Source organism: Gemmatimonadota bacterium (assembly GCA_009838645.1).
Taxonomy (GTDB): domain Bacteria; phylum JAAXHH01; class JAAXHH01; order JAAXHH01; family JAAXHH01; genus JAAXHH01.
On record VXRC01000004.1, the window covers coordinates 81,675 to 107,668 of the forward strand.

Genomic DNA, 25,994 nt, shown 5'->3' on the forward strand with positions numbered 1-25,994 from the left:
CGCACGGGAACTACCGCCCCTACTCCAGATTGGCGTGGCGTGCGAACATGCTCCGCCCGGTTTCGTCGAGCCGCGCCATGAGCAGCAAGACGCAGGCATCGAGCATCACCCCGAGGCTCTGTTCGAAGAGCGTGCCCATCGGCTGGTGCGACCGATGTTCCTTACTGCCGGTTGCTTTCGATAATTTCGGCGTGGGCGCGGGTATGACGACGACAACGTCCGCCAGCCGGGCGGCCGGAGAATCCGGGTCGGCGGTGGCCGCCGCAACGCGCGCGCCGGCCTCGGCGGCTTTCTCCGCATAGTGGACCAGGCGGTCCGTCACCCCGGATCCAGATCCGATCAGCAACAGATCGCCCTGCTGGATGGGCGGCGAGGTCGTATCACCCACCACGTGGACCGGCCGGCCGAGTTGCGCCAGCCGCATGGCGAAACTGCCCATGACCAGCCCGGAACGCCCCGCGCCGGCAACGAAAATCCGCTGGACCCCAGTGACTTCCCGTACCAGCGCTTCGACCTCATCGCATGAGATCCGATTCAGCGTCCGCCGGAGTTCGTCCAGGATGGACCGGGCGATCATATCGAATGGGGGAGAGGTCCTCTCGTTATCCATCGGCTCGATGCACTTTCTCCATGACCTGCCGGACCGCACGGACCGCGCGGCCGGGATCGGTGTTTCCGGTGATGTAACCGCCGACGACCACGATGTCCGGGCCGTGCGGTATCAGCCGCTCGATCAAGGTGGGATCCAGACCGCCCGCGACGGCCAGCCCCGCCCGTTCGACCACTGCGCCGACCTGGCCGATGCCTTCCAGGGTCCGCGCTGAATCGCCCGGTCCGCCCGGTCCGCCCGGTCCGCCCGGTTCTCCCGGTCCGCCCGGTCCGCTTGGTCCGCCCGGCCTGCTCGGTCCGCCTGGTCCGCCCTGCCCCCGGGCGTCGAAAGCCGTGTGCATACAGATGAAATCCAGCCCGGACCGATCCAGCCTGCGGGCCAGGGAGACCGCCTCGTCCACGTCGCGGGCGGTGATCAGGTCGGCCATGACCCGGCCGCCGGACCGCTTCGCCCGTTCGCCCGCTTCCCGAAGCGTGGCCGGGTGGGCCGTACCGAGCACGGTTACGATGTCCGCCCCCGCATCGAAGGCAAGGCCCGCTTCCACGGCGCCGGCATCCGCGATCTTGAGGTCCGCCAGGATTTTCTTGTCGGGATAGTCCCGACTGATCCCGGCGATGATGTCGACCCCGTAACGGATCAGCAGGGGCGTTCCGAGCTCGATGATGTCCACGTCGCCGGCGGTCTCGTCCAACAGGCGGCGAACCGTATCCGCGTGCGGCGTGTCCAGGGCGAGTTGGAGCAGCATGATGGCCGTGTCCACTTAAGCAGCGGTGGGCAACGGGTCCGCTACGACCCGGTCAGTCCACACCGTCGCCGATACATACCCGGAGCAGGTTCGGGTGTTCCGGGAGATCCTTCGTACCGGCGCCATAGCCGATCGTTCTCAATATCATCCTTGGCAGGACCCCGTGCCCGTCGGCCGTGGCCTTCAGAAAGGCGGCGCCGGTCGGGGTGACCAGTTCACCTTCGATCCCGGTGTGGTAAACCGGCATGTCGCGCATCAGTTCAAGCGCGCCGGGTGCGGGGACGGGCATGCGGCCGTGCGCGCAGTGGATGAAGCCCCGTCCCACCGGAAGCGCCGACGCGTACACCTGGTCTATGTCGAGCAGGGCCAGGCCTATGCAGGCGCCCACGACGTCGACAATCGCGTCCACCCCGCTGACTTCGTGCAGGTGTACTTCCTGTTTCGAGATGCCGTGCACCTTGCTTTCCGCCGTTGCCAGGTGATCGAACACCTCGATGGCCCGGTTTCTGACAGCCCCGTCGAGCGTGCTGCCTTCGATGATGGCGGTCAAATCGTCCAGGTGCCTCGCTTCCCCGTGGTCGTGGAAGGGTCCGGATTCGCCGGGACCTTCGATGATTTCACGGCCCTCCGCGGTCCGGACGAGGACGTCGATCTTGGTTCCCGCGATATGCTGCCGGGTCACTGTCTTCCGGGTGAGACGGAAACCGTCCAGGGGGAGTTTCTCCAGTTCGCTGTTCAACGTATCGAAATCCAGGCCGGCGTCCACCAGCGCGCCAATAATCATATCGCCGCTGATGCCGGAGAAGCAGTCGAAGTACGCTATGGCCATTCATCCGCCCCATATATAAATGACCGGACGATCACCGAGCATCGTCCGGTCATGAGAAATAACGGTAAAAGCGGGTCCGGCTAATTGCGGGGACCGCCGTCCGCTGCCGTGTCATTGGTTTCACCGGCAGCGGCGTCACTGCCGGCGTCCCCGGTGTCGCTGGTTTCGCTGACCTCGGCATCTCCGCCGGCGTTCCCGGCGTCGCTATCCGCTTCCACGGTTACGTCACCCTCGTCTTTTGCTTCGCTGTCCGCGGTCGCTTCCCCGCCGGCGTTCCCGGCCTCACTGTCCTGGCCGCTTCCCGCTTCCGTTTCCCCTTCGGTCATCCCCTCTTCGGTCATCCCCTCTTCGGCCATCTCCTCTTCGGTCAATTCGGCTTCTTTCAATTCCAGGGCGACCAACAGTTCATCCACGTCTTCCGGCCAGGCTTCGTTCAGCTCCAGCGCGATCGTCAGCTGATCGGCGACGGTCTCCATGGATGCTTCCTCGATGCCCATTTCCGCCAGGCTTTCCTTGAAACTGCTGCCTTCGTATTCGATCTCACCGCCGGAGACGAAAGTGAACTGGGCCAGCAGGGTCTCCTTCCACGCATCCTGGTCGACCCCTTCGAGTTGGTTCTTCAACGGTTCCTCTTCCACGGCCGCGGCAACGAAGTCGTCGATCACGCCCATGATCATCTCTTCGCCTCCCAGACGGTCATACAGGGGGCCGTCCATCACCCATTCCATGTTCGGATCGTCATGCTGGGCATGCAGGGGCACTGCGGTTCCGATCAGCAGCAACAGCGCGGAAAGCGCTGCGGTAGCCATTCGAGTCATTTTGGAAATCTCCTTGTCCCGGTTCGGGTCACGTTGTTTCGGTACAGACTCCATCTCTCGCCTTGTCTCGTCGTCTGCGTCAACAGGGTTATACAGGAAGATAGGGAAATCCGTTAAAAAAACAAATGATTCTCCACGGCCCGGCCGGACCCGGTGAAGCGCTTACAGCAGACAGGTGTCGATGACGTGGGCGACACCGTCGGCGTCATTGTCCGGCGCGACCAGGTCCGCCGCGCGCCGCACGGCGTCGGGCGCGTTTCCCATGGCCACGCCGAGGCCGGCGTATTCGATCATGTCCAGGTCATTGAAGTTATCGCCGATACCGATCATCCGATCCGCTCCGATTCCGTAGCGTTCGCCGAGGAAAGCGAGGGCCTTTGCCTTGGACACGCCGGCCGGTACGATTTCCATGCACCAGTAGTCGCCCACCAGGGTGCTGCGCGACAGTATGACACCGATTCGGTCGCCGTATTCCGCCAGCTCCGCCTTCAGTTCATGCATGGACGATCCCCTTCCGGCCACCGCGATCTGCGCCGGGTCCCGGTGCAACACCTGTTCCAGGCCGTCCACCTGAAAGGCCTTGTCCGCATTGGCCTCCAGGTAGCGTTCACGCCAGCCGTTCGCCGAACGGGGGTGTTCAAACCAGATATACCGGCTTTCCGGGACCGGTTCATAGACGAGGGGGTCGTGACCGCGCCGCCTGCAGAAATCGATCAGGTCGGCCGCCAGGCCCCCGGGCAGGTTGACCGCCCGGAGCAACGGACCGTCCAGGTGCTCGAGTATGAGCGCGCCGCTGTGGAACACCAGCGTCGTGGAGGGCGGCACCTGCTCCGCCGCGGTCCGGCCGGAGTTCAGGCTTCTCCCGGTACAGAGCGCCACGCGCTTCCCGGCCGAGACGGCCCTTTGAAGCGCTTGTCGCGTTGCCGGGGAGACCTCGCGGCGCGACGTCAAAAGCGTGCCGTCGATGTCGATGGCGATCAGGTCGTAGGCCATGCCCGCGGCTCTTTCCGGTCAGGGTATGAAGCGCTCGATGGCTCGGGCGACGCCCTCGTCGTCCACCGAAGCCGTGACATGATCCGCCCGGGCGCGGACTTCGGGCGGTCCATTGCCCATGGCCACGCCCAGGCCCGCGACGTCGAGCATTTCCAGGTCGTTCAGGTTGTCTCCCACGGCCATGACCTCGGAGAGACCGATCCCGAGAAGCCGGGCCAGTCTGCGCAACCCGTCGCCCTTGGACACGCCGGCGGGCATGACCGTGATGACGTGATAGCAAGGGTCCCACGGACTGATTTCGAAGACCACCTCAGCATCCGGAAGCTGCGCCCTTATGTGGGCTTCCCGTGACTTGACCCGTTCGTTGCGCTCGGCGACCGTGATGCAGGCAATGTCCTGGCGCAGAAACGCGCATACGTCTTCCACCCGGTGAACGCGGTCGGCGTTCTGCTTTGCATAATCTATAAACGCGTGGTTGTCCGGATCGAAGGAGTCATAGTAGAAGTACTGCACTTCGGGCAGGGGGCCGTACACGATGGGATGAAACCCGATGCCGCGAAAGACCCGGACGGCTTCAATCGCAAGATGGTTCGGCAGGTTTCGCATATACCTGGCACGGCGACCGGGGGCGTCGTAAATCATGGCGCCGTTGTTCAGTACGTAGGGGGCGTTCAACGGCAGATGCCGCACGGCCTCCTCGGCGGAGGGCAGGCTTCGCCCGGTACACACCGTGGCGCGGACGCCGCGGCCGGCCGCGTAGCGTACGGCGTCGACCGTGGCATCGGACATTTCCCGCCTGCCGTCGAGCAGCGTGCCGTCGATGTCCAGGGCGAGGAGACGATACATGACGGACCCAATTAAAAAACGGAGACTTCTGGAAAGCCTCCGCTTTTCGACGTAAACCTTTACACCCGATGGGCGCTAGTGGACTCGAACCACTGACCTCCACGATGTGAGCGTGGCACTCTAACCGGCTGAGCTAAGCGCCCGGCAAATGGGCCCGCCAGGACTCGAACCTGGGACCGTCCGATTATGAGTCGGATGCTCTAACCAACTGAGCTACAGGCCCATGGTAGACGCCCAGTCAGCATGCCGACAAGCGGGACCAATATAGGCGAACGGCGGGTCATCGTCAAGCAAAAGATGGGGCGGCATTTCAATCGCCGCGGGCCGACCGCAGCAGGACTTTTTCCTGTTGCTTGAGTTCCATGTAAGTGGCCATGGCGTCGTTCAATTCGCTGCTTCGCCCCCCCGTTTCCATCTGCTTGATCTGTTCCATCAGACGGGCCATACTTTCCTTGAGCCGTTTCTGCTTGATCCGGACGATATGGTCCCGGGCTCTTTGCTCCAGGTGAACGCCGGAGTCCGACGTGTTGATCAGTTCCGTGATCACCCGCACGGCCTCTTCGTCGTCGATGGTATCGATCAGGCTGGAAAGATCGTAGGAACGCTCGCCGCCCAGTCCGGCGAGACACTGTTCGACGATCCGGCGGTACAGGGGATACTTGAAGTCCTGCGGCTCCAGCTGGCCTTCGACGAGTTCGGCGATGGTCCGGTCGCTGAGCATGAGCTGGACCAGGTCCCGTTCCACCCGCTCGTCGCCGTCCCGCGCCGGCGCGGCGGGGGACGCCTGGCGATCACGCCCCACGGTGCCCGAACCGCCCGGTCCGCCCGGTCCGGTCGGACGCCGCAGTTCAGAGGCCAGCAGGCCCTGCAGCGCCGGAAACCGGCGTTCGGCTTCTTCCCGGTACATTTCCCTGTGGACCAGGTTCGCCGTCTTTCGGATCAGGCCGGCCAGCGTCCGGAATACCTCGTCCCGATCGCCCGCTGCCTGGAGATTGGCATGATAGCCCATGAAATCGGCCAGGGAATCGGCCTGCTCGACGAGTTTCATGAACCCGTCCGGCCCGTGTTCCCGCACGTAGGAGTCGGGGTCGTAATCCTCCGGCAACCGCACGATACGGGTCCAGAGCCCGCTTTCCACCAGGGGCTCGATGGCGCGCCAGGTCGCTCTCACCCCGGCCTGGTCCGAATCGTAGACGAGGTACGCCTGCTGCCCGTACCGCGCCAGGAGCCGGGCCTGTTCCCGCGTCAACGCCGTTCCGCACAGGGCGACCACCCCCTGAATCCCCTGTTCATGCAGGCCGAGCAGGTCCATGTATCCTTCCACGACCAGCGCCTGCCCCTGCCGCCGCAACGCATCCCGGGCCTGGTACAGCCCGTAGAGCACCTGGCTCTTCCGGTAGATGGGGGATTCGGGTGAATTGAGGTACTTGGGCTGGTCCTCGTCGGTAAGCGCTCTCCCGCCGAATCCGACCACGCGGCCGCTCGGCGCCTGAATGGGAAAGATGAGCCGTTTCCGGAAGGCATCGTAGGTACGCTGCTCACCCGTCTTGGCCAGTCCGGCCTTGACGAGCCAGTCCGCGCCGATGCCCTTTTCCCGGGCGGCGCTGAGCAGGTCGTTCCAGGAATCGGGCGCGTAGCCGAGTCCGAAGGACTTTATCGTCTCTTCGGACAGCCCGCGCTGTTCTGCGTACCGCCGGACGACGGAATCCCGATCGCTGTTCAGCAGCCGGTCGTGGAAGAACAGGGCGGCGAACCGGGTCACCCGCGCCAGGCTTTCCGCCTCGCTTCCGGCCTCCCGTTCCCCCTGTGTATCGGGTATGGTGATATGAAGGCGGCGGGCAACATGGTGGACCGCTTCGACGAACGTGACGTTCTCGTGCTCCATGAGGAAGGAGAACACGCTGCCGCCCTTCCCGCATCCGAAACAGTGGAACATCTGGCGTTCCTGGTTGACGCTGAAGGAAGGCGTCTTCTCGTCGTGAAACGGACAGAGTCCCAGGTAGTTTTTACCCGATCTGCGCAGCGTGACATAGTCGGACACGACGTCCACGATGTCCGCCTGCGAACGGATCGAATCTACGAGCTCTTCCGGTATCCGCGCCAAGGCGCTCTCCCCGCGTTTGCCGCCGGCCTGGGGCGGGCTTGTTCAGGGTCCTCACACCAGGTCGCACGCCTCGGGCGGCATCCAGTGCGCGTCCTGGTTCTCCCACTTGACGTTGCACCCGATGGGGTTGGTGAGCGCCGTCCGCACGGGACGTCCCGCCGTCACGTCGTCGAGGGCCGCCTCCAGGTCGTTCACCGTGATGCCGTCCGCGTCCCGGGGACTGTCGACGCCGCGGCCGGTGTATACCAGGCTGCGGTCCCGGTCGAAGACGTAGAAGTGGGGGGTCCGGAGGGCGCCGTACGCCCGCGCGGTATCCTGGGACAGGTCGCGCAGGTAGACCCACGGGAAGCGATGGACGTTCATCCGTACGACCATTTGATCGAAGTCGTCGTCGGGATGGGTAACCTCGCTGTTGGAGTTGATCCCGACGAACCGGACTCCGCGGGACGCGAATTTCTCCGCGGAAACGCGCGTCACTTCGTCGGAACCGGTGACGTAGGGACAGTGGTTGCAGGTGAAGAACACCACCAGCGTATCGGCGGTCGAAAAATCGTCCAGGCTGTAGGTCCTTCCGTCCGTCGCCGGAAGCGAGAACCCCGGCGCGGATTCGCCCAGTTGCAGCGTAAAGGCCATGTTCGTCCCTCCTGTCTCAAGAACATTAACTGAAATCGAAGACGGATCGTCCAGCCACCGCAGTCTGAACCGGCCACCGCGGCGACACCGCGGCGTGCACGTCCGGCCACCGCGGCGTCAGCGTGCGAACGCGCTTAATCCTTCATCTCCACGATGGTCACCCCGGTCCCTCCGTCGCGCTGTTCGGCGAAATGGGAGGACTTGACCAGGGGATGTTGTTGCAGAAACTCCTGGATCGCGCTGCTCAGGGCCCCAGTACCCTTACCATGAAGTATACGGATTTCATTGAGGTCATCAAGGGCGGTCTGGTCGATATAGCGGTCCACGGCGTCGATGGCCTCCCTGGCGCGGAAGCCCCTCACGTCCAGTTCCGTCAGGGCAGCGCGGGGACGGTCCGTCCGCACTTCCACGCGGCCTGCCGGTTTTCCCTTTGACGGCGCGGGGTCGGGTCTGTGGAGACGGACCTCGGACCGCCGGGCTGTGATCTCCATCCTGCCGGTCCGGATGCGCAGCCGGTCTCCCTGGTCCTGGATCACGCTCCCCGCCTGTCCCAGCGACGCCACCCACACCTCGTCGCCCGCCGAGATGGCCTCCCCGGCGGGTTCCGCAGCGAGATCCCCGGCGCGTGCCGCGGCGGCGCCCAACGTGTCCGCGGCGCCCAACGTGTCCGCGGCGCCCAACGTGTCCGCGGCGCCCAACGTGTCCTCGTCGGCCTCCCCGGCGTCTCCATCAGCGCAAGAGGTACTTGAATCGATGGAATCGAGCAGGTGCTGAAGCTGCGCGCGCTGGTCTCCGACGGTCTTGCGCGATGCCTCGACGGCCGCAGCCGCGGCCTGTTCCCTGCGCACCGCGGCCACCGCCTGGTCGATGGCCGCCTGGGCGTCTTTCATCAGCCGGTCCATCTTCTCCCGGCCGGCGGCGAGCGTGTCGCGTTCCTTTTGCCGGTAGGAAGCGATCTGGTCCTCGTAGTTCCGTTTCAGTCCATCCAGTTCGGCGCGCAGCCGGTCCGCCTGCTCCTGCGCGGCGACGAGCAGTTCGTGCTTCCGGTCCACTTCCATGATGACTTCGTCCAGGCGCTTTTCGGCGGTGCCCATGAACCGGGAAGCGCGCTCGAGCACGTCACCGGGCATGCCGAGCCGGCTGCCGATTTCCAGCGCGTAGCTGGCGCCGGGGATGCCTTGCCTGAACTGGTAGGAGGGCGTCAGGGTGTCCACGTCGAAGATCATCGAACCGTTTTCTACTCCATCGGTCCGGGTGGCGAAAGCCTTGAGCGTATCGAAGTGGGTTGTGGCCGCGGTGACGGTCCCCCGCAGGGTCAGCGATTCCAGGATGGCCATGCCCATGGCCGATCCCGCCGACGGATCCGTGCCGGCGCCCAGCTCGTCGAGGAGCACCAGGGTGCCATCGCCGGCCTCGTCCAGTATGGTCCGGATATGCACAAGGTGGGCCGAGAAGGTACTCAGGTTCGCCTCGATCGACTGCTCGTCCCCGATGTCCGCGAAGATAGTGTCGAACACGGAGATTTCGGTGTCGTCGTCCGCCGGTATGTGCAGTCCGGCCTGGGCCATCATGGTCAGGATGCCGATCGACTTCAGCGCGACCGTCTTGCCGCCCATGTTTGGACCGGTGATCACGAGCGTCTGCGCGCTCTCCCCGACCTCCAGGTTCAGCGGGACGACGGTTTCGCACTGGTCGGACAACTGAAGGATGGGGTGCCGGGCATTGCGCAGGACGATGCGTCCTTCGGTATTCAGCCTGGGCGGCGCGGCCCGGAGGTCGATGGAAAGCACGGCAGCCGCGTGAAAGAAGTCGAGTTGGCCCAGCAGGCCGTACGAAACGGTTATGGCTTCCACCTGCTGGTGTACCTGGTCGGTCAGGGACAGCAGGATGCGCTCGATCTCGCGGCCTTCCGCCACGATCAGTTCCCGCAGCCGGTTGTTGAATTCGACGACGCCGATAGGTTCTATGAATACCGTGGCGCCGCTGGCCGACTGGTCGTGGACCACGCCCTGCACCTGGCCTCGGTGGTCCATGCGTACCGGGACCACGTACCGCCCGTCCCGCATGGTGATGACCGGCTCCTGCAGCGCCCTGGCACCGGCTTCCGACTGGATGAACCGCTGCAGCCAGTTTCGCGCGCGCTCACGCATGGTCTGTTGGTCCGTGCGGATTCGCCGCAACCCTGGACTGGCGTGGTCGCGTATGTTGCCGTCGCCGTCGATGGCCTGCCCGATCGAGTTTTCGATCTCCTGGAAGTCTCCCAGTCCGGCCGTGAGCGACGCGACGTGGGGGGCCGTGGAACGGTTCCGCAACCGCTGGCCGAATGCCCGCATGCGCCGGCTTACCCGGAGGGTGTCGGCCACGTCGAGAAGGGCCTTGGGCTCTAGCCTTGCGCCGGCCACGCCCGCCTGTTCCAGGGCCGTGACGATGTCCTTTGTGCCCCGCAGGGGAACCGTTTCGGTCTGGTCCAGGAACCCGCGCATCTCGGTGACGGTCTGCAGGTTGTTCCGGATCACGACGACGTCTTTGGCCGGTTCCAGGGACATGGCCCGGCGGTGACCCGCCGCGGAGACCGTCCGCTCCGAACACATGGTCCTGACGGCGTCGAATTCCAGTACTTTCAGCGTGTGGGAAGGTATGCCGGATTTCATGTTCAGTCGTTCTCGAATCGTCACCGCCTGGTAAGCAGGTACCGTTCCAGTTTCTCCATGACAGGCGGGGAACCGGGCGCCACGCCGCCCATGACGGTATCGATGATCGCCGGTATGATGGACATGGCCTCCGGCGCCAGGGACGACCGCTCGAGCAGGGTCTTCGCCGTACCGGAGAACGGCATGAATGCATAAAGGATCAACAGCAGGCTCGCGATGACGCAGCCGCGCGCGCCGCCGAGCAGCAAGCCGGCCGCGCGGTCGAGCAGGGACTTCGAAGCGCCCCGTAGCGACCGGCCTGCCACGCCGGTCACGACGTTGACCAACGCGAGTGACAGGACCAGGCAGGCGAACAGGCTGAACCAGTGCAGCCAGCCGGTGGAAATGCCGGTCAAGCTGCTGAGTAAATCGGACACCAGGCCGAACTGGGTCAGGGAAATGACCACCGCCGCGACAACACCCGCCAGGTCGAGCAGGCTCCGTGCCAAACCCTTGCGAAAGCCTGTTGCCGCCTGGAAGAATACGAGGATCACGATGGCGATATCAATCCAGTTCATGGCATCAAAACACGGAAAGCCTCCCCGGGGATTCGGAGAGGCTTCGAAATCAGGACCGCCGCTGACCGCGATTTTTAGGGAATCATCCGGTCTGCATGGACTGCATGTCCTGCGTGGCCAGGCCGGCCAGGCATTCCCGCACAATGTTGTTGACGAGCCTGCCGTCCGCCCGGCCTTTTACCCCGGGCATGACCGCGCCCATGACCCTGCCCAGGTCTCCCGGTCCCGCGGCGCCGGTCTGTTCGATGGCTTCCCGGACCACGGATCTGATCTCTTCCTCGGACAGCTGTTCCGGAAGATAGGACGCAAGGATCTCCAGTTCTTCTTCGGCCTGCGCGACCAGGTCCTGTCGATCGCCCTTGACGGCGAATTCCAGCGCTTCTCTCCGGGACTTGATCAGGGAAGTAACCACCTCGACCGCTTCCTCGTCCACCAGTTCGCTCCCCTTGGCGATCTCCCGGTTCTTGATCTGCGCGCGTATCATGCGGACCAGTCCGAGGCGTACGGTCTCCCGGTTCCTGAGTGCCGACTTCATGTCATCCGTCAAACGCTCTTTAAGCGCCATGACCCGCTCCGGTCGATCAGTATCTTTCCTGCTGGAGCCGCTTCTGATTCTTTCGTTTCGCCGCGTTCAGCTTGCGCTTGCGTTTCGCGCTTGGTTTCTCGAAATGCTGATGCTTGCGTATTTCAGACATGATGCCGACTTTCTCGCAAGTCTTGGTAAAACGACGCAGGGCCTTTTCGAACGGTTCTCCTTCCCTGACACGAATACCTGGCATCCTCACACCCCCTCTCATGCCTCTCGAATCGGGTGAACCAAGTCTTACTCTCCGTCTCTATTCAAGCCTACCTAATATGCCACGGGCCGGATGAAAAAGCAAGGAGATTAATTCGTTCGGTCCCGATACGCGCTCTTCGTCCCGTCCATCGCCGCTCAAGCGGCCAGTTCGGGCATTTTGCGTCCTCCGAGCAGGTGCATGTGGAGGTGGAAAACGGTCTGGCCTCCGTCCCGGCCGCAGTTGACGATCAGCCGGTATCCGCCCGCGTCGACGCCGGCTTCCCGGGCGATCCGGTTCGCCGCCGCCGTGAGCCTGCTCATGACCCCGGTTCCATCGCTGTCCAGATCGGCGACCGTTTCGATATGCGCCCGCGGCACGACGAGGATATGTACCGGGGCGGCGGGGTTTATGTCCCGGAAGGCCACGACGTGCTCGTCTTCGTAGACGAATTCGGTGGGCAGCGATCCGGCGACGATCCGACAGAACAGACACTCGGACATGTTATCGTCCTCCATTGCGCCCCGTACTTGACGTGGGGCGATGACTCCGGGCAACCGCGGTCACGGAGTGGTGACTCCCGATGGCCTCGCGCACAACACGGGGCGGTGACTCCCGATGGCCTCGCGCACAACACGGGGCGGTGACTTCGGGCGGACGTGGTTAAGGGGCGTCCAGCGCCGCCATGAGCAGGGCCAGTCCCGCGATGGCCGCCGTGTCGGACCTCAGACGCGAGCGTCCCAGGGAAACCGTCACCATGCCCGCCTCACGGGCCATGGCGATCTCTTCCCCGGCGAAACCGCCCTCGGGACCGATCATCAGCAGGACGCGCCTCGCCTTCGCGTCGAGGCCGGCCGCGAGGCCCGGGCGCCTTTCCCCTTCCTCTTCCCAGGCGATGAGGGCCAGGTCGTAGGATGACGCGGTCCCCACGACGTCCCCCATGGTCGTGACCGGTTCGATTCGGGGCAACCGGGCGCGCAGCGACTGCTTCATCGCGCTCAGGGCGATGCGCCGCCAGCGGTCCAGCCGCTGGCCGGCCGGTCCGCCGGCCGGTCTGCCGCCCGCCACCGTCCGGGCGCTGCGCATGGGAAGGATGGCGGAAACACCCAGTTCCGTAGCCTTCTCGACGACCGTGTCCAGCCGCGACCCCTTGAGCAGCGACGGCGCGAGCGTGACTTCGGGCGAATCCGTCTCGCGGTCTCTCCGGCGGTTCCGGATCTCGATTTCAATCTCCGGTTTCAAGCTTACGAGCACGCCGTCATAGATCCAGCCTTCGCCGTCCACGAAATGCACGGCGTCCCCCGGTTTCTTCCGCAACGCGCGGGCGAGGTGATGCTGTTCGTCCTTGTCGGTAACGAAGGCCGAATTCCCCGTGATCCGTTCCGGGGGCACGTAGCTGAATTCCATCAATTCCGCCGATCATGTCTCGCCGTCCGGCCCGTCACCGGGATCGCCGCGCCGGCCCACCAGACGCCCTGGGTCTCCCGCTCGATCAATGAAAAACCCCCGCTGGCCAGCGCGGCTTCGAATGGCCCGGCTTCCTCGATGAGCAGTCCGGACAGGATCAGTTCGCTACTGGGGTGAAGGTGGGCTGCGAAACCGGGAAGCATGGCGGTCAGGCTGGCCGAGCTGATATTGGAGACCACGACCCGATAGCCGCCGCTCACCGCGGGATGATCCATGCGGCCGGCATGCAGGTCGACCCGGCCCGCCACCCCGTTCAGCCGGGCATTCTCCAGCGCGTTTCCGATGGTCTCGGGATCGATATCAATACCCGTCGCCTGTGAAGCGCCCAGGAGGACCGCGGCGATGGAAAGCACGCCGGAACCCGATCCCACGTCAAGCACCCGGTCTCCCGGCCTGATCCGCTTTTCCAGTTGCCGCAGGCACAGTTGCGTGGTTTCGTGGCCGCCCGTGCCGAACCCGGTGCCCGGGTTGATGCGCACCACGAGCGGTCGTTCGGACCGGGGCACCTCGGACCAGGGCGGGGCGACCATGAGCCCTTCCGAGACCCGGACGGGCCCCACCTGCGCTTTCCATTTCCCGGACCAGTCGTCTTCGGAAACCCTGCGCGTGGAGATCCGGCATGGACCTTCCGCCAGGCCCAGGTTTCGAAGATCCTCCCACAGGAGGGCGATCCGGTGGAGCTTCTCGTCCACTCCGGGCCGAACGGACCAGAAGCCCGTTACGCGATCGGATGCGCCGGTACTTCCGCCCCCGGATTGCTGGACCCCGCTGGACCCCAGTTCCCAGAACGCGTTGACGATCGCTTCTTCGGTTTCGGGCGAGACCGCTATGGAGACTTCAACCCAGTGGCGCATAGGCGAGGATCGGGCGGACGCGGGTCGGAGTTCGAGTTTCCGCAGCGGCTTCAGTCGCCGAACAACTCGTCCCGGATCCGGTTGAGGAATCCCCGGTCGTTTTCCGGCGTCTTCCCGCTGTGAAGGCGGGACAACTCCTGGTACAGTTCCTTTTCGCGGCCGGTGAGTTCCGTGGGCGTCCACACGATGACCTTTACGAGCTGGTCGCCCTGGCCGTACCCGTTGAGGTGGGGCATGCCCTTGCCCCGCAGCCGGAACACCTTGCCGAACTGGGTACCGGGGGGGATGGTGAGACGGACTTTGCCCGAGAGGGTCGGGACTTCGACCTGGTCGCCCAGAGCCGCCTGGCTGAAACTGAGCGGCATGACATAGATGACGTCGTCGTCCTGCCGTTCGAAGAACTCGTGGGGCTCCTGTTCGATGACCACGAGCACGTCGCCCGCCGGACCGCCGCGGATCCCCACGTGGCCCTGGCCCTGGAGGCGCATGTAGTTCCCGTCGCCGGCGCCGGTCGGGATATCCACTTTGAGCGTAACCGTCTTCACCTGCCTGCCCTGCCCCTGGCACGCGCTGCAGGGCCGGTCTATGGTCTTCCCCTGCCCCTGGCAGCTCGGGCAGGTCGTCACGTTCATCACGACGCCGAACAGGGAGTTCGCGCGCTGCTGCACCTGGCCCTGACCGTGGCAGGTTGGACAGGTCCGCACGCCGTCCCGGTCGGCGGCGCCGACGCCCTCGCAACTGTCGCAGGGCACGTAACGTTTGATGCGTATCGTCTTGCTGACGCCCTGGGCCAGTTCTTCCAGGGTCAGCTTGAGGTTCACCCGCAGATCCTCGCCGCGGTTGCTTGCCCTCCCACGGGTCCGCCCGCCGAAGAGGTCGCCGAATATGCCACCCCCGAACAGGTTCCCCAGGATGTCCTCGAAGTCACCGGCGTGGGAAAAGTCCGCCCATTGGAAGCCGCCCGATCCGAAGTCGCTGGCCACGCCCTGGTGGCCGAATCGGTCGTACCGCGTGCGCTTGTCCGGATCGCTGAGCACCTCGTAGGCTTCGGCGGCGGTCTTGAATTTCTCTTCCGCCGCCTTGTCGTCCGGGTTCCGGTCCGGATGATACTGCATGGCAAGCTTCCGGTACGCCTTCTTGATATCGTCCTCGGATGCCGAACGCGCCACGCCCAGGGTATCGTAGTAGTCCTGTTTATTCATCTTTAACTGGATCCCGATGTCTGGTTGCCGTCCTGGTTCTCCGTTTTCGCCTGGCCCGCCTGGTCCGCCTGGTCCACATGGTCCGCATGGTCCGGTGGTTTCTCCGGCGCGCGCGTCACGATGACCTTGGCCGCGCGCAGGACCTTTTCATTAAGCGTGTAGCCCTTTTCTACCACGTTGATCACCGTTTCGGCCGGGTGTTCATCATTTTCTACGGCCATGACGGCTTCGTGCCGCGTGGGATCGAAGGGCGTTCCCTCCGCGGCGATCTCCTTCATCCCCGCCTTCTCCAGTTTCTCCAGGAATTGCTGCCGGATCATCTCGAAACCCTGGGCGAAGGACCTGGTCTCGTCGGAGGTCTGCGGAGCCTGGAGGGCCCTTTCGATGTTGTCGAGGATGGGCAGCAGCTCGGTGATCAGCGATTCGCCCGCGTTCTTTACCAGCGCGGTGAACTCGCGGCCGGTCCGTTTCTTGTAGTTGTCGAACTCGGCGGCCAGACGGACCAGGCGGTCCTTGTAAAGCAGAACCTCCTCGGCCAGCCTGGCCTGTTCATCTTCCTCAGCATCGACCGCGGCCCCATCCGATGGCCCCCCGGAGTCCGCTTCGGCGCCGGACGCGGCGCCGGAAGTGGCCCCACCCGACTGATCCTCCGCCCCGGCCGCTGGTCCGTTACTCGGTTCGGCGCTATGGTCCGCCCCGGCCGCCGGTCCATTTCCCGCCCCGGCGTCATGGTCCGGTCCGGCCGCGGAATCGGCCCCGGCCGCGGAATCGGCCCCGGCCGCGGAATCGGCCCCGGCCCCGGGGTCGCTATCCTCCTCCGTGGACCCGGTCACTTCGGCTGCGTCACCGGGCGACGCCGCAGACTCGAAAACGGCTTCCTCTTCCTTGCCCATAGTCACCTCAAACCTCCTGTCACTTCACCGAAACTCAATTCGGACGACCTTTTTCGGTTCCGCCCGTTCCGCGAGTTCTGCCCGTTCGATCCGCTTTACCTGTTCTGCCGGTTCTGCAATGTCCGTTCGTTCTGCAATGTCTGCCAGGTAACGCCCGGACGCGACAGGCATATCAAAACGAAGCGGGCGTGATCGCTCACGTCCGCTGGTAATCCGGTTCGCTGCGAAAACCCCTGGGACTCAAGCGAATTTCGTATTCAGGTACCTCGCCGTGTAGCCGACGACGGACATCAACCGCGCGTAGGGCATGCGCGTAGGGCCGATCACCCCGATCACGCCCGTCATGTCGCCGATCCGGTAGGTCGAAGTCACCACGCTGCACGAGGTTACTTCGCGTTGCCCGTTCTCGCGCCCGATGGTGACGGCGATCCGGTTGTCGTGATGGCGCTCGCTCAGCCAGTGCGCCACCGTCCGCTTGTGTTCGAGAAACTGCAGCAGCGACGAAAGCTTCGTGTAGTCCGTCACGAACTCCGGCTGCGACACGATATAGGTCGTGCCGCCGATATGGGTTTTCTCGTTTTCCTCGAAATCGAAGAGAAATTCGCTGTACTGGATGAACAACTGCACGATCTTCCGCCTGGACTGCGGCGCGTCTTCCAGGCGTTCGTCGAGCTGGCCCCGGATCTCCCTGAGGGAACAGCCGGACAGCCGCTCGTTCAGGAACCAACTCGCGCTGTCGAGCCGGTCTTTGGGGATATCGGCATCGAGTTCGGCGACGATGCTCCTGACCAGTCCGGAAGCGAGGGTCAGCACCAGCATCACCTTGCGGCGGGCGACCGGGATCAACTCCACCCGTTCGAGCCTGCCGTCGTACAGTTTCGGCGCCAGCGCCACGCCGACTTCCCGGCATACGAGGCCCAGAATCTGCGCGGTGTGGCTCAGCAGCTCCTGCACGCTGAGCCAGTCGTTCTCCAGTTCGAGATGGATCCGCTCCCGGTCCCGCTTGTTGATGGGCCGCATGCGGAGGAGGGCGTCCACGTAATACCGGTAACCCTTGTCCGTCGGCACCCCTCCTGCGGAGGGATGGGGCCGGGAGATGTAGCCCGCATCCTCGAGGTTCACCATGGTATTGCGCACCGTCGCCGGGCTGACGTCGAGCGGACCCTGGCTGGCGATCGAACGGGAACCGACGGGCTGGCCCGTGGACACGTGGTGTTCCACCAGGTTCCGCAGTATATCCTTGTCCCGGTCTGTTTGAAGGGTGTATGCCATTTCGATCCTGCAGTCAGCATGGTCTGAAAGGAGGACGGTCAAGGGCCGGGTCCGGAAGCGGCGAAGCCCGAAAAAAACTGATTCTTTATTTACGAATCGCACCGGTCGATGTCAAGCGAAAAGCTGGGCGCAACGGACGCCTTTCCCCCGGGCACGCAATGACTTTTACTTGACTGCGGGAGGGCGCCTCGGCTATATTCCCGCAACATGTTTCCAGCCATGTAAACCTTCGCCGGGTTCCGTCCGTCGACCCGGTTGCGCGGTGTACCGTGAGGCGGGTAAGACGGAGCGGGAAGCAGGCGGGAACGCGCTGCGGCCCGATGCGGGAGTTTGCCATGCTGAGTTCGAAAGTGAAGACATGGTACGTGAACATGCTGGGCCCCTTCGTCCGTACGTCCGTGCGATTCGGGATACATCCCAACGCGCTGACCATGATCGGCTTCGGGATCACCCTGGTCTCGGCCTGTCTCTTCGGACTCGGCGCTTTCAGATGGGCGGGCCTGGTCATGTTCATCGGCGGCAGCTGCGACGTGCTGGACGGGCATCTCGCCCGGGAGACGGGCACCCGAAGCACCTTCGGGGCGCTCCTCGATTCCACGCTGGACCGCTACGCTGAGATCGCCGTATTCATCGGCATCATCGCCTTCTATCTCTTCAACGCGGCAGACAGCGCGTTGAACGCCTACTGGGTGCTGGCGTCCGTGATGGCGATCAGCGGCTCCCTGATGGTCAGTTATGTACGCGCCCGCGCGGAGGGACTCGGCCAGGAATGCACCGTGGGACTCATGCAGCGGCCTGAACGGATCGTTTGTCTCGGTCTGGGCGCGCTGCTCGGGGAAACGTACCTGCCCGTCGCACTGGTCCTGATTGCCGTGGTGTCGAACTTCACGGCCATAACCCGCCTGTTCCACATACGCAGGTCATCGAAGGATTAAAGAAGGTTCCGGGATCCGGGAGATCCCCGGTGCGCGGGAAAACGGGAAGGCGGACCGTCCTTCGTTGACGCGGTTCCCAAAGCGAAGCGCGACGGCCTTACGTCACAGGAGTTGGGTTCATGTGGGCTAAAAACAGGAAAATCACCCTGGCCTTGCTGGTGGTCATCGGTCTGCTGGGTACCGTATGGGTCATCAGGCACGACCGGGCGCAGGCGGTCGGCGATCAGCAGTACGACCTGAAACTGCTGCAGCAGGTCGTGGACCGCATCCGCGCCAAGTACGTGGACGACCTGAACGAAGGAGAAGCGATCGACGCAGCCATTCGCGGCATGCTCGGCACGCTCGATCCCTACACGGAGTTCCTGGCGAAAAAGCAGAGCGACGAGATGAAAATGATGCAGATTCAGGGGAAGTACGGTGGATTGGGCATCAGGATCCAGAAGCAGGAGAACGCCCTGGTCGTCGTCGCGCTGTTTGACGACACGCCGGCCTTCGACGTCGGCCTGCAGACCGGCGACCGCATCGTGCGGATCGAGGAATCGTCCACGGCCGACATCGACGTGTCGCAGGCGGCGGACCTCCTCCGGGGAAGTCCCGGGACTTCCGTGAAGATTTCGGTCAGCAGGGAAGGCGAGGACGCGTTCATCGACTTCACGGTGACGCGGGCCATCATCACCATACCCGTGGTTCCTTACGTGGGCATGCTGGAAGGCGATACCGGCTACATCAAGCTGAACCAGTTTACCGAAGACGCCTCTATTCAGGTGGAACAGGCGTTGAAACAGCTACAGGCGCAGGGCGCCGGCGGGTATCTGTTGGATCTGCGGGGCAACCCGGGGGGCTTGCTGGAGCAGGCCGTGGACGTTGCCGGGAAGTTCCTGCCGGAGGACCGTCTCATTGTGTACACCATGGGCAGGCCCGGTTCGGATCAGCGGTCGTATCACGCGCCGGAATCCTACACGCTGGAGGACGCGCCGCTGGTGGTGCTCGTCGACCGGTTCAGCGCCAGCGCGTCCGAGATCGTCGCCGGGGCGATCCAGGATTGGGACCGCGGCGTCGTGGCCGGCCAGCCGACCTTCGGCAAGGCTTCGGTGCAGCAGATATTCCCCATGAATCAGGGGACGGCCCTGAAGATCACGACGGCGAGGTACTACACGCCGAGCGGCAGGCTCATACAGAAGACCGGGGAGCGCACGGGAGAAAGCGTCGCGTCGGATTCCTCGCCGGGTGAAACGGACGGGTCCGACAGGACGTCGTACGAGACGAGAATCGGACGGACCGTTTACGGCGGCGGCGGCATCGCGCCGGACGTGGAGATCGAGGTCCCGGCATACCCCAACCTGATCCGCGCCCTGAACAACCAGAGCATGTTCATCAAGTTCGCCATCCACTACGTGTCGAACAACCCCGAAGCGGACCCGTCGACTTTCGACGTCACGGACGAGATGATCAACGCCTTTCGCCGGTTCGTCGAGACGCGGTCCTTCACCTACGCCTCCGTGGCGGAACAGTCGCTCGACGAACTGGAAGAGATCGTCCGGGACCGCGCGCCGGCCGACGACGTGATGGAATCGCTCGCCGACCTGCGGGGCAAACTGAACCGTCAGCGCGAGCTGGAGTACTCCAGGCACCGGGACCTGCTCGTTGCCCGCATCGGTACGGAGATCAGCGCGAAACTCTGGGGTACCGCGGGCCGTTATGCCTTCGCCGCCAGGCACGACCCCCTGATCAGGGCGTCCCTGGAGATCCTGAATGACGAACGGGAATACCGGAAGCTGCTCGGTAACGATCCCGCGGAATAGAAGCGGCGGCAAGCCGCCGGCAGAGACCCGGGCACCTAAGTACGCGGGCTTCGCGAGGGTGGCGGAACTGGTATACGTGCTGGATTTAGGATCCAGTGGGGCAACCCATGGGGGTTCGACTCCCCCCCCTCGCATCTTGCCCGGGGTTTTGTCACAGGCCCCGGATCCCGGGCGCTTTTCCGTTGACACATCACCCCCTCCACGGTTAATTACGACGGCTTGACGAACAGCGGCCGCAACGCTTAGGGTGCGCGGCCGGTCTAAGCGGCGCCGGCCGGTCAGCCCGGTCGGCCCGGTTCAGATCGGTCCGGTCCGGACAGGCAGGCAAGCGAGCGAGGCGAAGGGAGCGATTGGCTTGAACTACACGGTTTCCGAACCCAAACCCTGGAAACGCGTCCTGGAGATCGAAGTGCCCTCCGACGCGATTCAGTCCGAACTGAACGAGGCCTACGCGCGTTACAGTAGAGAGGTGCGCCTTCCCGGGTTCCGCCGGGGCAAGGTTCCCTTGAGCGTGCTCAAGGCGCAACTCGGCAATGAAATCCGCGCGGAAGTGCTGGAAAAGAAGATCCCGGAATATCTGAACAGCGCACACGAGCGCGCGGAGATCAAGCCCATCAGCCAACCCGTGATCGAAGAGATCGACTTCGACGAGGGGCAGGACCTGAAACTTCGGGCCAGCGTGGAAGTCAAGCCCGCCATCGAACTGAAACAGTATAAGGAACTGCGGGTGACCCGGCGGACCGTGAATGTGACGGACGAGGAGGTGGACCAGCGGCTCGAGAGGCTGCGGGAACGCTATGCCAGCGTGGTTCGGATCGACGGGGAAGCGGAGAAGGACCACTTCATCCGTGCCGATATTCAGCACGCCGATGCCAGCGGGGTGCCGATCATCGGTCGCAAGGAAGAGAACCAGTTCTTCCAGGTCGGTTCGGGACGGCTGGGCGAGGGGTTCGATAACCAACTGGCCGGCGTCCGGGCCGACGAGGACCGGACCGTGAAGACCACGCTGCCCTCCGACTACCCCGACGAAAACCTGGCGGGCCAGGAGGCCTGTTTCATCGTGCGCGTCCACGAAGTGCTGGAAAGGCAGTTGCCGGAAGCGGACGACGATTTCGCCGTGGACATCGGCATGGAGAGCCTGGACGCCCTGAAGCAGTCTGTCCGCGAGGAAATCGAACGGGAACCGGACCTGGAGCTGCGCAGGGACCTGGTCACGCAGGTCGTGGACGCCCACGACTTCGAAGTCCCCGAGTCCATGATGACGGCCTTTCTCGACCAGGTCGTAACCGACGCGCGCCGGTCGACGCGGGGCCGGGACGAAGTCGACGAGAACGCCCTTCGCCAGGAGTACCGCCCAGTGGCGAACAGCCAGATCATGCGCCACCTCATTCTGGACGCCATCGCGGAACAGGAAGGGCTGGAGGTGGACCAGGAGGAGCTGGACGAGCGGCTGGAGGCCGTCGCGGCAAGGGGACAGGCCTCGATCGACCAGGTCCGCAGGCTCTTCCGTGAGAACGGAAGGCTGGACCGCATCGAAGCGGATCTGAGGGAAGAGAAAGTCGTTGAATTCCTCGTGCAGCACGCCGACATACAAACGGAGTAGGCCGACATACAAACGGAGTAGAAGGAGCGCATCATGTTAGTGCCGATGGTGATTGAACAGACGGGCCGCGGGGAACGGGCCTACGACATCTACTCTCTGCTGCTGAAGAACCGCATCGTCTTCATCGGCATGCCGATCGACGACACCATCGCGAACCTGGTGATCGCCCAGTTGCTCTACCTCCAGTACGAAGACGCCGAAAAGGACATCAAGCTGTACATCAACAGTCCCGGCGGCAGCATCACCGCGGGACTCGCCATTTACGACACCATGCAGTTCATCCAGCCCGACGTGGAGACCTACTGCCTGGGCATGGCCGCGAGCATGGGCGCCTTCCTCCTCACGGCGGGCGGGACCGGCAAACGTTATGCCCTGCCCTATTCGCGCATTCTGATCCACCAGCCTTCCATCCCCCACATGGCCGGCACGGCCAAGGACATCGAGATCCAGGCCGAGGAAATGCTGCGCATGAAGCGTACCATGAACGAGATCATGGCCCACCATACCGGACAGTCGGTGGACAAGATCGAAGCGGATACGGACCGGGACTTCTGGATGTCGCCGGAACAGGCCGTGGAGTACGGTTTGGTGGACCACGTGGTCGAAACCGCCGCTTCCAAGGCCATCGCCGAGTCGCTGAACGGCAAAATCGCCTAGGATCGGACCATGAAGAAACGATCGACACCGCGGGACCTGCGCTGCTCCTTCTGCAACCGGAACGCCGACGAGGTGGAACGCCTCATCACGGGTCCGAACGTGTACATCTGCAACGAGTGCATCCTGATGTGCAACGGGATCCTCGAGGAGGAGATGAGCCGCAGCACCCTGTCGACGGTCGAGCATCTTCCGCTGCCTACGGAGATCAAGGAAGCGCTCGACGAATACGTCATCGGCCAGGAACAGGCCAAGAAGGTGCTTTCCGTGGCCGTGTACAACCACTACAAGCGGATACAGCACGGGGCCGCCCAGACCGGCCAGGACGACGTGGAGCTCGAGAAGAGCAACATCATGCTGATCGGTCCCACCGGCACCGGCAAGACGCTCCTGGCCCAGACCCTGGCGAAGATGCTCCACGTGCCGTTCTGCATCGCGGACGCCACGGTGCTCACGGAGGCCGGATACGTGGGCGAAGACGTGGAGAGCGTCCTGGTCCGCCTGCTCCAGGCCGCGGATTACGACGTGCCGAAAGCGGAAAGCGGCATCGTCTATATCGACGAGGTCGACAAGGTGGCGCGCAAGTCGGCAAACCCCTCCATCACCCGCGACGTGTCGGGAGAAGGGGTGCAGCAGTCCCTGCTCAAGATGCTGGAAGGAACCATCGCCAACGTACCTCCAAAGGGCGGCCGGAAACACCCCGAACAGAACTTTGTCCAGATCAACACGCGGAACATCCTCTTCATCTGCGGCGGCGCTTTCGACGATCTCGACCAGATCATCGAACGGCGGACCGCGGAAGGGACCATCGGATTCGGCGGCGTGTCGAGGAATTCCGCGGGCCGCAATACGAGTGAACTCCTCGCCCGGGTCGAACCGGATGACCTGCTGCAGTACGGCCTCATCCCGGAGATCATCGGCCGGCTGCCGGTGATCGCCACGCTGGGCGAACTGGACGCCGACGCCCTCATGGAAATCCTCCTCAAGCCCAAAAACGCCCTCGTGAAGCAGTACCAGCGGCTGCTCGAAATGGAAGACGTCAAGCTGACCTTCACGGACGAGTCGCTTCAGGCGGTTGTGAACGAGGCAATGGACAAGAAGACAGGCGCGCGTTCGCTGCGGTCCATCCTCGAGGAAGTGATGCTGGACGTGATGTTCAACGCGCCGACGCAGGAAGACCTGAGTGAAGTGATCGTCACCGGGGAGACCGTCACGGAGAAATCGCCGCCCGTCTACGTTCAGGGTAAGGAAAGCAAGCAAAGCGCCTGATCCCCCACCCCGCGGCATCAACAGTTTCCCATGATTACCCTGAAACGCAACGAACCCATCACATTCGACGACAAGCTGCCGCTCATCCCCCTCCGTGAAGTGGTCGTGTTCCCCTACATGGAATACCCCCTCATCATTGCGCGGGACGCTTCCATCAAGGCCCTGGAGCACGGGGTCAACAACGACCGGCTGCTCTTCCTGACCGCCCAGCGGAACCCGGATATCGAGCAGCCCGCGAAAGAGGACGTGCACCGGACCGGCATCGTAGCCCGCATCCTGCAGGTGGTGAAACTGCCTAACGGCCTGATCCGTGTGCTCGTCGAAGGGATCGTCCGCGCGCGGATCGTCCGGTTCCTGTCCACGGACCCCTACATGCGGGTGAAGATCACCCTGGTCGAGGAGACCGGAGACACCGAGGCGGAGGTGCAGGCGAGACTGCGGACCGTGTTGGACCAGTTCACGGAGTACATCAAGCTGAACCAGCAGGCGCCCGACGAGATCCTGCTGTCCCTGCAGAACATGGACGACGCCCAGCGCCTGGTGGATACGATGTCGGCCTTCATCCAGCAGAGCCCCCAGGTCAAGCAACGGCTCATCGAGGCGCCGTCGATCATCGAGCAGCTCGACGAACTGGCGGCCCTTCTGGCCACGGAACTGGAGATCCTGGAGATCAAGAACCAGCTCGACGGGGAAGTCCGGGACCGCATCACCAAGTCGCAGCGGGAGTTCTTTCTCCAGGAACAGATGCGCGTGATCAAGCAGGAACTGGGCGAGTTGGAGGACCTGCCGGAGAACCTGGGCGGCCTGGCCCAGCAGATCGCGGACGCGAAGATGCCTAAAGAGGCCCACGAAAAGGCCATGAACGAGCTGGACAAGCTCCAGCAGATGCACCCGACTTCACCCGAAGCGACGGTGATCCGGAACTACCTGGAATGGCTCGTCGAGGTCCCGTGGAGGAAACGCACGCGGGACAGCCGGGACATCGGCCGGGTGGCGTCCGTGCTCGACGCCGATCACTACGGGCTGGAAAAACCCAAGGAACACATCCTCGAGTACCTGTCGGTCATCCAGTTGACGCGGCACCTGAAGGGACCGATCCTGTGCCTGGTCGGCCCGCCCGGCGTGGGCAAGACGTCCCTCGGCCGTTCGGTCGCGCGCGCCATGGGCCGCAAGTTCGTCCGCATGTCCCTCGGCGGCGTGCACGACGAGGCCGAGATCAGGGGGCACCGCCGGACCTACATCGGTTCCATGCCCGGACGCATCATCCAGGCGATGCGCCGCGCCAAGTCCGTCAATCCCGTCATCCTGCTCGACGAGGTGGACAAGCTCGGCCGGGACGTGCGCGGCGACCCCGCGTCGGCCCTGCTCGAGGTGCTGGATCCCGAACAGAACAATGCCTTCAACGATCACTATCTTGAGGTGGACTACGACCTGTCCCGGGTACTGTTCATCACGACGGCCAACACCACCGAGACCATCCCTCCGGCACTGAACGACCGCATGGAGATCCTCGAGTTGCCCGGTTATCTCGAAACGCAGAAACTGGCCATCGCGAAGGAGTTCCTCGTGCCGAAGCAGATCAAGGCCCACGGACTGACGAAGGAACGCGTCACCTTCAGGAAGGACGCCCTGCTGGCCGTCATCCGGGCATACACCCGCGAGGCCGGCGTCCGGGGGCTGGAACGCCACATCGCCGCGGTCTGCCGCAAGTTGGCCCGCAAGGTGGTGGAAGGAAAGTCCGGCAAGCGGATGCAGGTGACGCGCAACCAGCTTTCAGGCTATCTCGGCGTTCCGCGCTACCTGGATTCCGAAGTGGTGAAACAGGACTCGGTGGGGATCGCCACGGGGCTCGCGTGGACGCAGTCGGGCGGCGACATCCTCACCATCGAGGTCAGTGTCCTGAACCGCCGCGGCGCCGGGAGACTGACGCTGACCGGCCAGTTGGGGGAAGTGATGCAGGAGTCGGCCCACGCAGCGCTCACCTACGCCCGGTCCAGGGCGGCCTCGCTGGGACTCGAGCCGGATTTCTACAAGAACGTCGAGATCCACGTGCACATGCCTGAAGGCGCCATCCCCAAGGACGGACCTTCCGCCGGCATCACGATCGCGACGGCGCTCTGTTCGGCGCTGACCGGCGTGCCGGTCCGGTGCGACATCGCCATGACGGGCGAGATCACGCTCCGGGGGAACGTCCTGCCCATCGGCGGACTGAACGAGAAGCTGATCGCCGCGCTCCGGGCCGGCATCAAGGAAGTGGCGATTCCGCTCCGCAACCGGAAGGACCTGGTGGACGTGCCGCCGGAGGTGAAAGACGGGATCGAAATCATCCCGGTATCGACCATGGACGAAGTCCTCAAACGGACCATGGGCATGACGGTCGTGGAATCCCGCGTGCCCGCCCTGCTCCCCGCCCAGTCTGTCGCCCAACCGTCCATTAAGCCGGTATAGCGGTCATCGGGCCGCCTGGTCAGCCTGGCCACC

Annotated in this window: 24 protein-coding genes and 3 tRNA genes; 7 read left to right on the forward strand and 20 right to left on the reverse strand. The window is 64.0% G+C overall.

What is annotated here, in order from left to right; translation table 11 throughout:
• Positions 1 to 19 precede the first annotated feature (19 nt).
• The 20 genes from hxlB to hrcA all read right to left on the reverse strand — a co-directional run bounded on the left by hxlB (position 20) and on the right by hrcA (position 17,250).
• Positions 20 to 577: a 6-phospho-3-hexuloisomerase gene (hxlB, locus tag F4Y38_01790; GenBank protein MXY48010.1), complete on the reverse strand. Its 558-nt coding sequence runs from the start codon at positions 575 to 577 to the stop codon at positions 20 to 22.
• A gap of 25 nt (positions 578 to 602) precedes the next feature.
• The gene (locus F4Y38_01795; GenBank protein MXY48011.1) at positions 603 to 1,355 is read right to left on the reverse strand and encodes a hypothetical protein; all 753 of its coding nucleotides are present in this window, start codon (positions 1,353 to 1,355) and stop codon (positions 603 to 605) included.
• 52 nt (positions 1,356 to 1,407) lie between these two features.
• Positions 1,408 to 2,184 (reverse strand): LarC family nickel insertion protein, encoded by a 777-nt coding sequence (locus tag F4Y38_01800; GenBank protein ID MXY48012.1) that lies wholly within the window; start codon positions 2,182 to 2,184, stop codon positions 1,408 to 1,410.
• Positions 2,185 to 2,264: 80 nt separating this feature from the next.
• Positions 2,265 to 3,002 (reverse strand): hypothetical protein, encoded by a 738-nt coding sequence (locus F4Y38_01805; protein ID MXY48013.1) that lies wholly within the window; start codon positions 3,000 to 3,002, stop codon positions 2,265 to 2,267.
• A 162-nt stretch (positions 3,003 to 3,164) separates the two neighbouring features.
• Positions 3,165 to 3,995 (reverse strand): HAD family phosphatase, encoded by an 831-nt coding sequence (locus F4Y38_01810; GenBank protein MXY48014.1) that lies wholly within the window; start codon positions 3,993 to 3,995, stop codon positions 3,165 to 3,167.
• An 18-nt stretch (positions 3,996 to 4,013) separates the two neighbouring features.
• A complete protein-coding gene (locus F4Y38_01815; protein ID MXY48015.1) occupies positions 4,014 to 4,841 on the reverse strand; it encodes an HAD family phosphatase in 828 nt (275 codons plus the stop codon).
• A 69-nt stretch (positions 4,842 to 4,910) separates the two neighbouring features.
• A tRNA-Val gene (locus F4Y38_01820) sits at positions 4,911 to 4,984 on the reverse strand.
• A 6-nt stretch (positions 4,985 to 4,990) separates the two neighbouring features.
• Positions 4,991 to 5,064: transfer RNA gene (locus F4Y38_01825), tRNA-Ile, on the reverse strand.
• Positions 5,065 to 5,151: 87 nt separating this feature from the next.
• Entirely contained in the window at positions 5,152 to 6,945 is a 1,794-nt protein-coding gene (locus F4Y38_01830) for a DNA primase (GenBank protein ID MXY48016.1), read from the reverse strand.
• A 51-nt stretch (positions 6,946 to 6,996) separates the two neighbouring features.
• Complete coding sequence (locus F4Y38_01835) at positions 6,997 to 7,578, reverse strand: thioredoxin family protein (GenBank protein MXY48017.1); 582 nt, start codon at positions 7,576 to 7,578, stop codon at positions 6,997 to 6,999.
• A 134-nt stretch (positions 7,579 to 7,712) separates the two neighbouring features.
• Positions 7,713 to 10,229, reverse strand: coding sequence for a hypothetical protein (locus F4Y38_01840; protein ID MXY48018.1), 2,517 nt, complete (start codon positions 10,227 to 10,229; stop codon positions 7,713 to 7,715).
• Positions 10,230 to 10,249: 20 nt separating this feature from the next.
• Positions 10,250 to 10,786: a CvpA family protein gene (locus F4Y38_01845; protein ID MXY48019.1), complete on the reverse strand. Its 537-nt coding sequence runs from the start codon at positions 10,784 to 10,786 to the stop codon at positions 10,250 to 10,252.
• Positions 10,787 to 10,868: 82 nt separating this feature from the next.
• On the reverse strand, positions 10,869 to 11,351 hold the full coding sequence (locus F4Y38_01850; GenBank protein MXY48020.1) for a GatB/YqeY domain-containing protein: 483 nt from the start codon (positions 11,349 to 11,351) through the stop codon (positions 10,869 to 10,871).
• A gap of 16 nt (positions 11,352 to 11,367) precedes the next feature.
• Positions 11,368 to 11,565, reverse strand: coding sequence for a 30S ribosomal protein S21 (gene rpsU, locus F4Y38_01855; GenBank protein MXY48021.1), 198 nt, complete (start codon positions 11,563 to 11,565; stop codon positions 11,368 to 11,370).
• A 155-nt stretch (positions 11,566 to 11,720) separates the two neighbouring features.
• Entirely contained in the window at positions 11,721 to 12,065 is a 345-nt protein-coding gene (locus F4Y38_01860; protein ID MXY48022.1) for a histidine triad nucleotide-binding protein, read from the reverse strand.
• 160 nt (positions 12,066 to 12,225) lie between these two features.
• Positions 12,226 to 12,969: a 16S rRNA (uracil(1498)-N(3))-methyltransferase gene (locus F4Y38_01865; protein ID MXY48023.1), complete on the reverse strand. Its 744-nt coding sequence runs from the start codon at positions 12,967 to 12,969 to the stop codon at positions 12,226 to 12,228.
• Positions 12,969 to 13,883: a 50S ribosomal protein L11 methyltransferase gene (locus F4Y38_01870; protein ID MXY48024.1), complete on the reverse strand. Its 915-nt coding sequence runs from the start codon at positions 13,881 to 13,883 to the stop codon at positions 12,969 to 12,971. The genes F4Y38_01865 and F4Y38_01870 overlap by 1 nt, the downstream gene beginning before the upstream one ends.
• A gap of 50 nt (positions 13,884 to 13,933) precedes the next feature.
• Positions 13,934 to 15,085 (reverse strand): molecular chaperone DnaJ, encoded by a 1,152-nt coding sequence (gene dnaJ, locus F4Y38_01875; GenBank protein MXY48025.1) that lies wholly within the window; start codon positions 15,083 to 15,085, stop codon positions 13,934 to 13,936.
• Between the two features lie 2 nt (positions 15,086 to 15,087).
• Positions 15,088 to 15,984 carry a nucleotide exchange factor GrpE gene (gene grpE / locus F4Y38_01880; protein MXY48026.1) on the reverse strand — a complete coding sequence of 299 codons (897 nt, stop codon included), beginning with the start codon at positions 15,982 to 15,984 and terminating at the stop codon, positions 15,088 to 15,090.
• 234 nt (positions 15,985 to 16,218) lie between these two features.
• A complete protein-coding gene (gene hrcA / locus F4Y38_01885) occupies positions 16,219 to 17,250 on the reverse strand; it encodes a heat-inducible transcription repressor HrcA (GenBank protein MXY48027.1) in 1,032 nt (343 codons plus the stop codon).
• Positions 17,251 to 17,570: 320 nt separating this feature from the next.
• On the opposite strand from hrcA, the gene F4Y38_01890 reads away from it, so the two are divergent.
• The 7 genes from F4Y38_01890 to lon all read left to right on the forward strand — a co-directional run bounded on the left by F4Y38_01890 (position 17,571) and on the right by lon (position 25,961).
• A complete protein-coding gene (locus tag F4Y38_01890) occupies positions 17,571 to 18,185 on the forward strand; it encodes a CDP-alcohol phosphatidyltransferase family protein (protein ID MXY48028.1) in 615 nt (204 codons plus the stop codon).
• 119 nt (positions 18,186 to 18,304) lie between these two features.
• Positions 18,305 to 19,987, forward strand: a complete 1,683-nt coding sequence (locus tag F4Y38_01895) for a S41 family peptidase (protein MXY48029.1) — start codon at positions 18,305 to 18,307, stop codon at positions 19,985 to 19,987.
• 52 nt (positions 19,988 to 20,039) lie between these two features.
• Positions 20,040 to 20,121, forward strand: a tRNA-Leu gene (locus F4Y38_01900).
• A gap of 113 nt (positions 20,122 to 20,234) precedes the next feature.
• A complete protein-coding gene (gene tig, locus F4Y38_01905) occupies positions 20,235 to 21,590 on the forward strand; it encodes a trigger factor (protein ID MXY48030.1) in 1,356 nt (451 codons plus the stop codon).
• Positions 21,591 to 21,620: 30 nt separating this feature from the next.
• Positions 21,621 to 22,247, forward strand: a complete 627-nt coding sequence (locus F4Y38_01910; protein ID MXY48031.1) for an ATP-dependent Clp protease proteolytic subunit — start codon at positions 21,621 to 21,623, stop codon at positions 22,245 to 22,247.
• Positions 22,248 to 22,256: 9 nt separating this feature from the next.
• Positions 22,257 to 23,513, forward strand: a complete 1,257-nt coding sequence (gene clpX / locus F4Y38_01915; protein MXY48032.1) for an ATP-dependent Clp protease ATP-binding subunit ClpX — start codon at positions 22,257 to 22,259, stop codon at positions 23,511 to 23,513.
• A gap of 30 nt (positions 23,514 to 23,543) precedes the next feature.
• On the forward strand, positions 23,544 to 25,961 hold the full coding sequence (lon, locus tag F4Y38_01920; protein MXY48033.1) for an endopeptidase La: 2,418 nt from the start codon (positions 23,544 to 23,546) through the stop codon (positions 25,959 to 25,961).
• Positions 25,962 to 25,994: the final 33 nt, after the last annotated feature.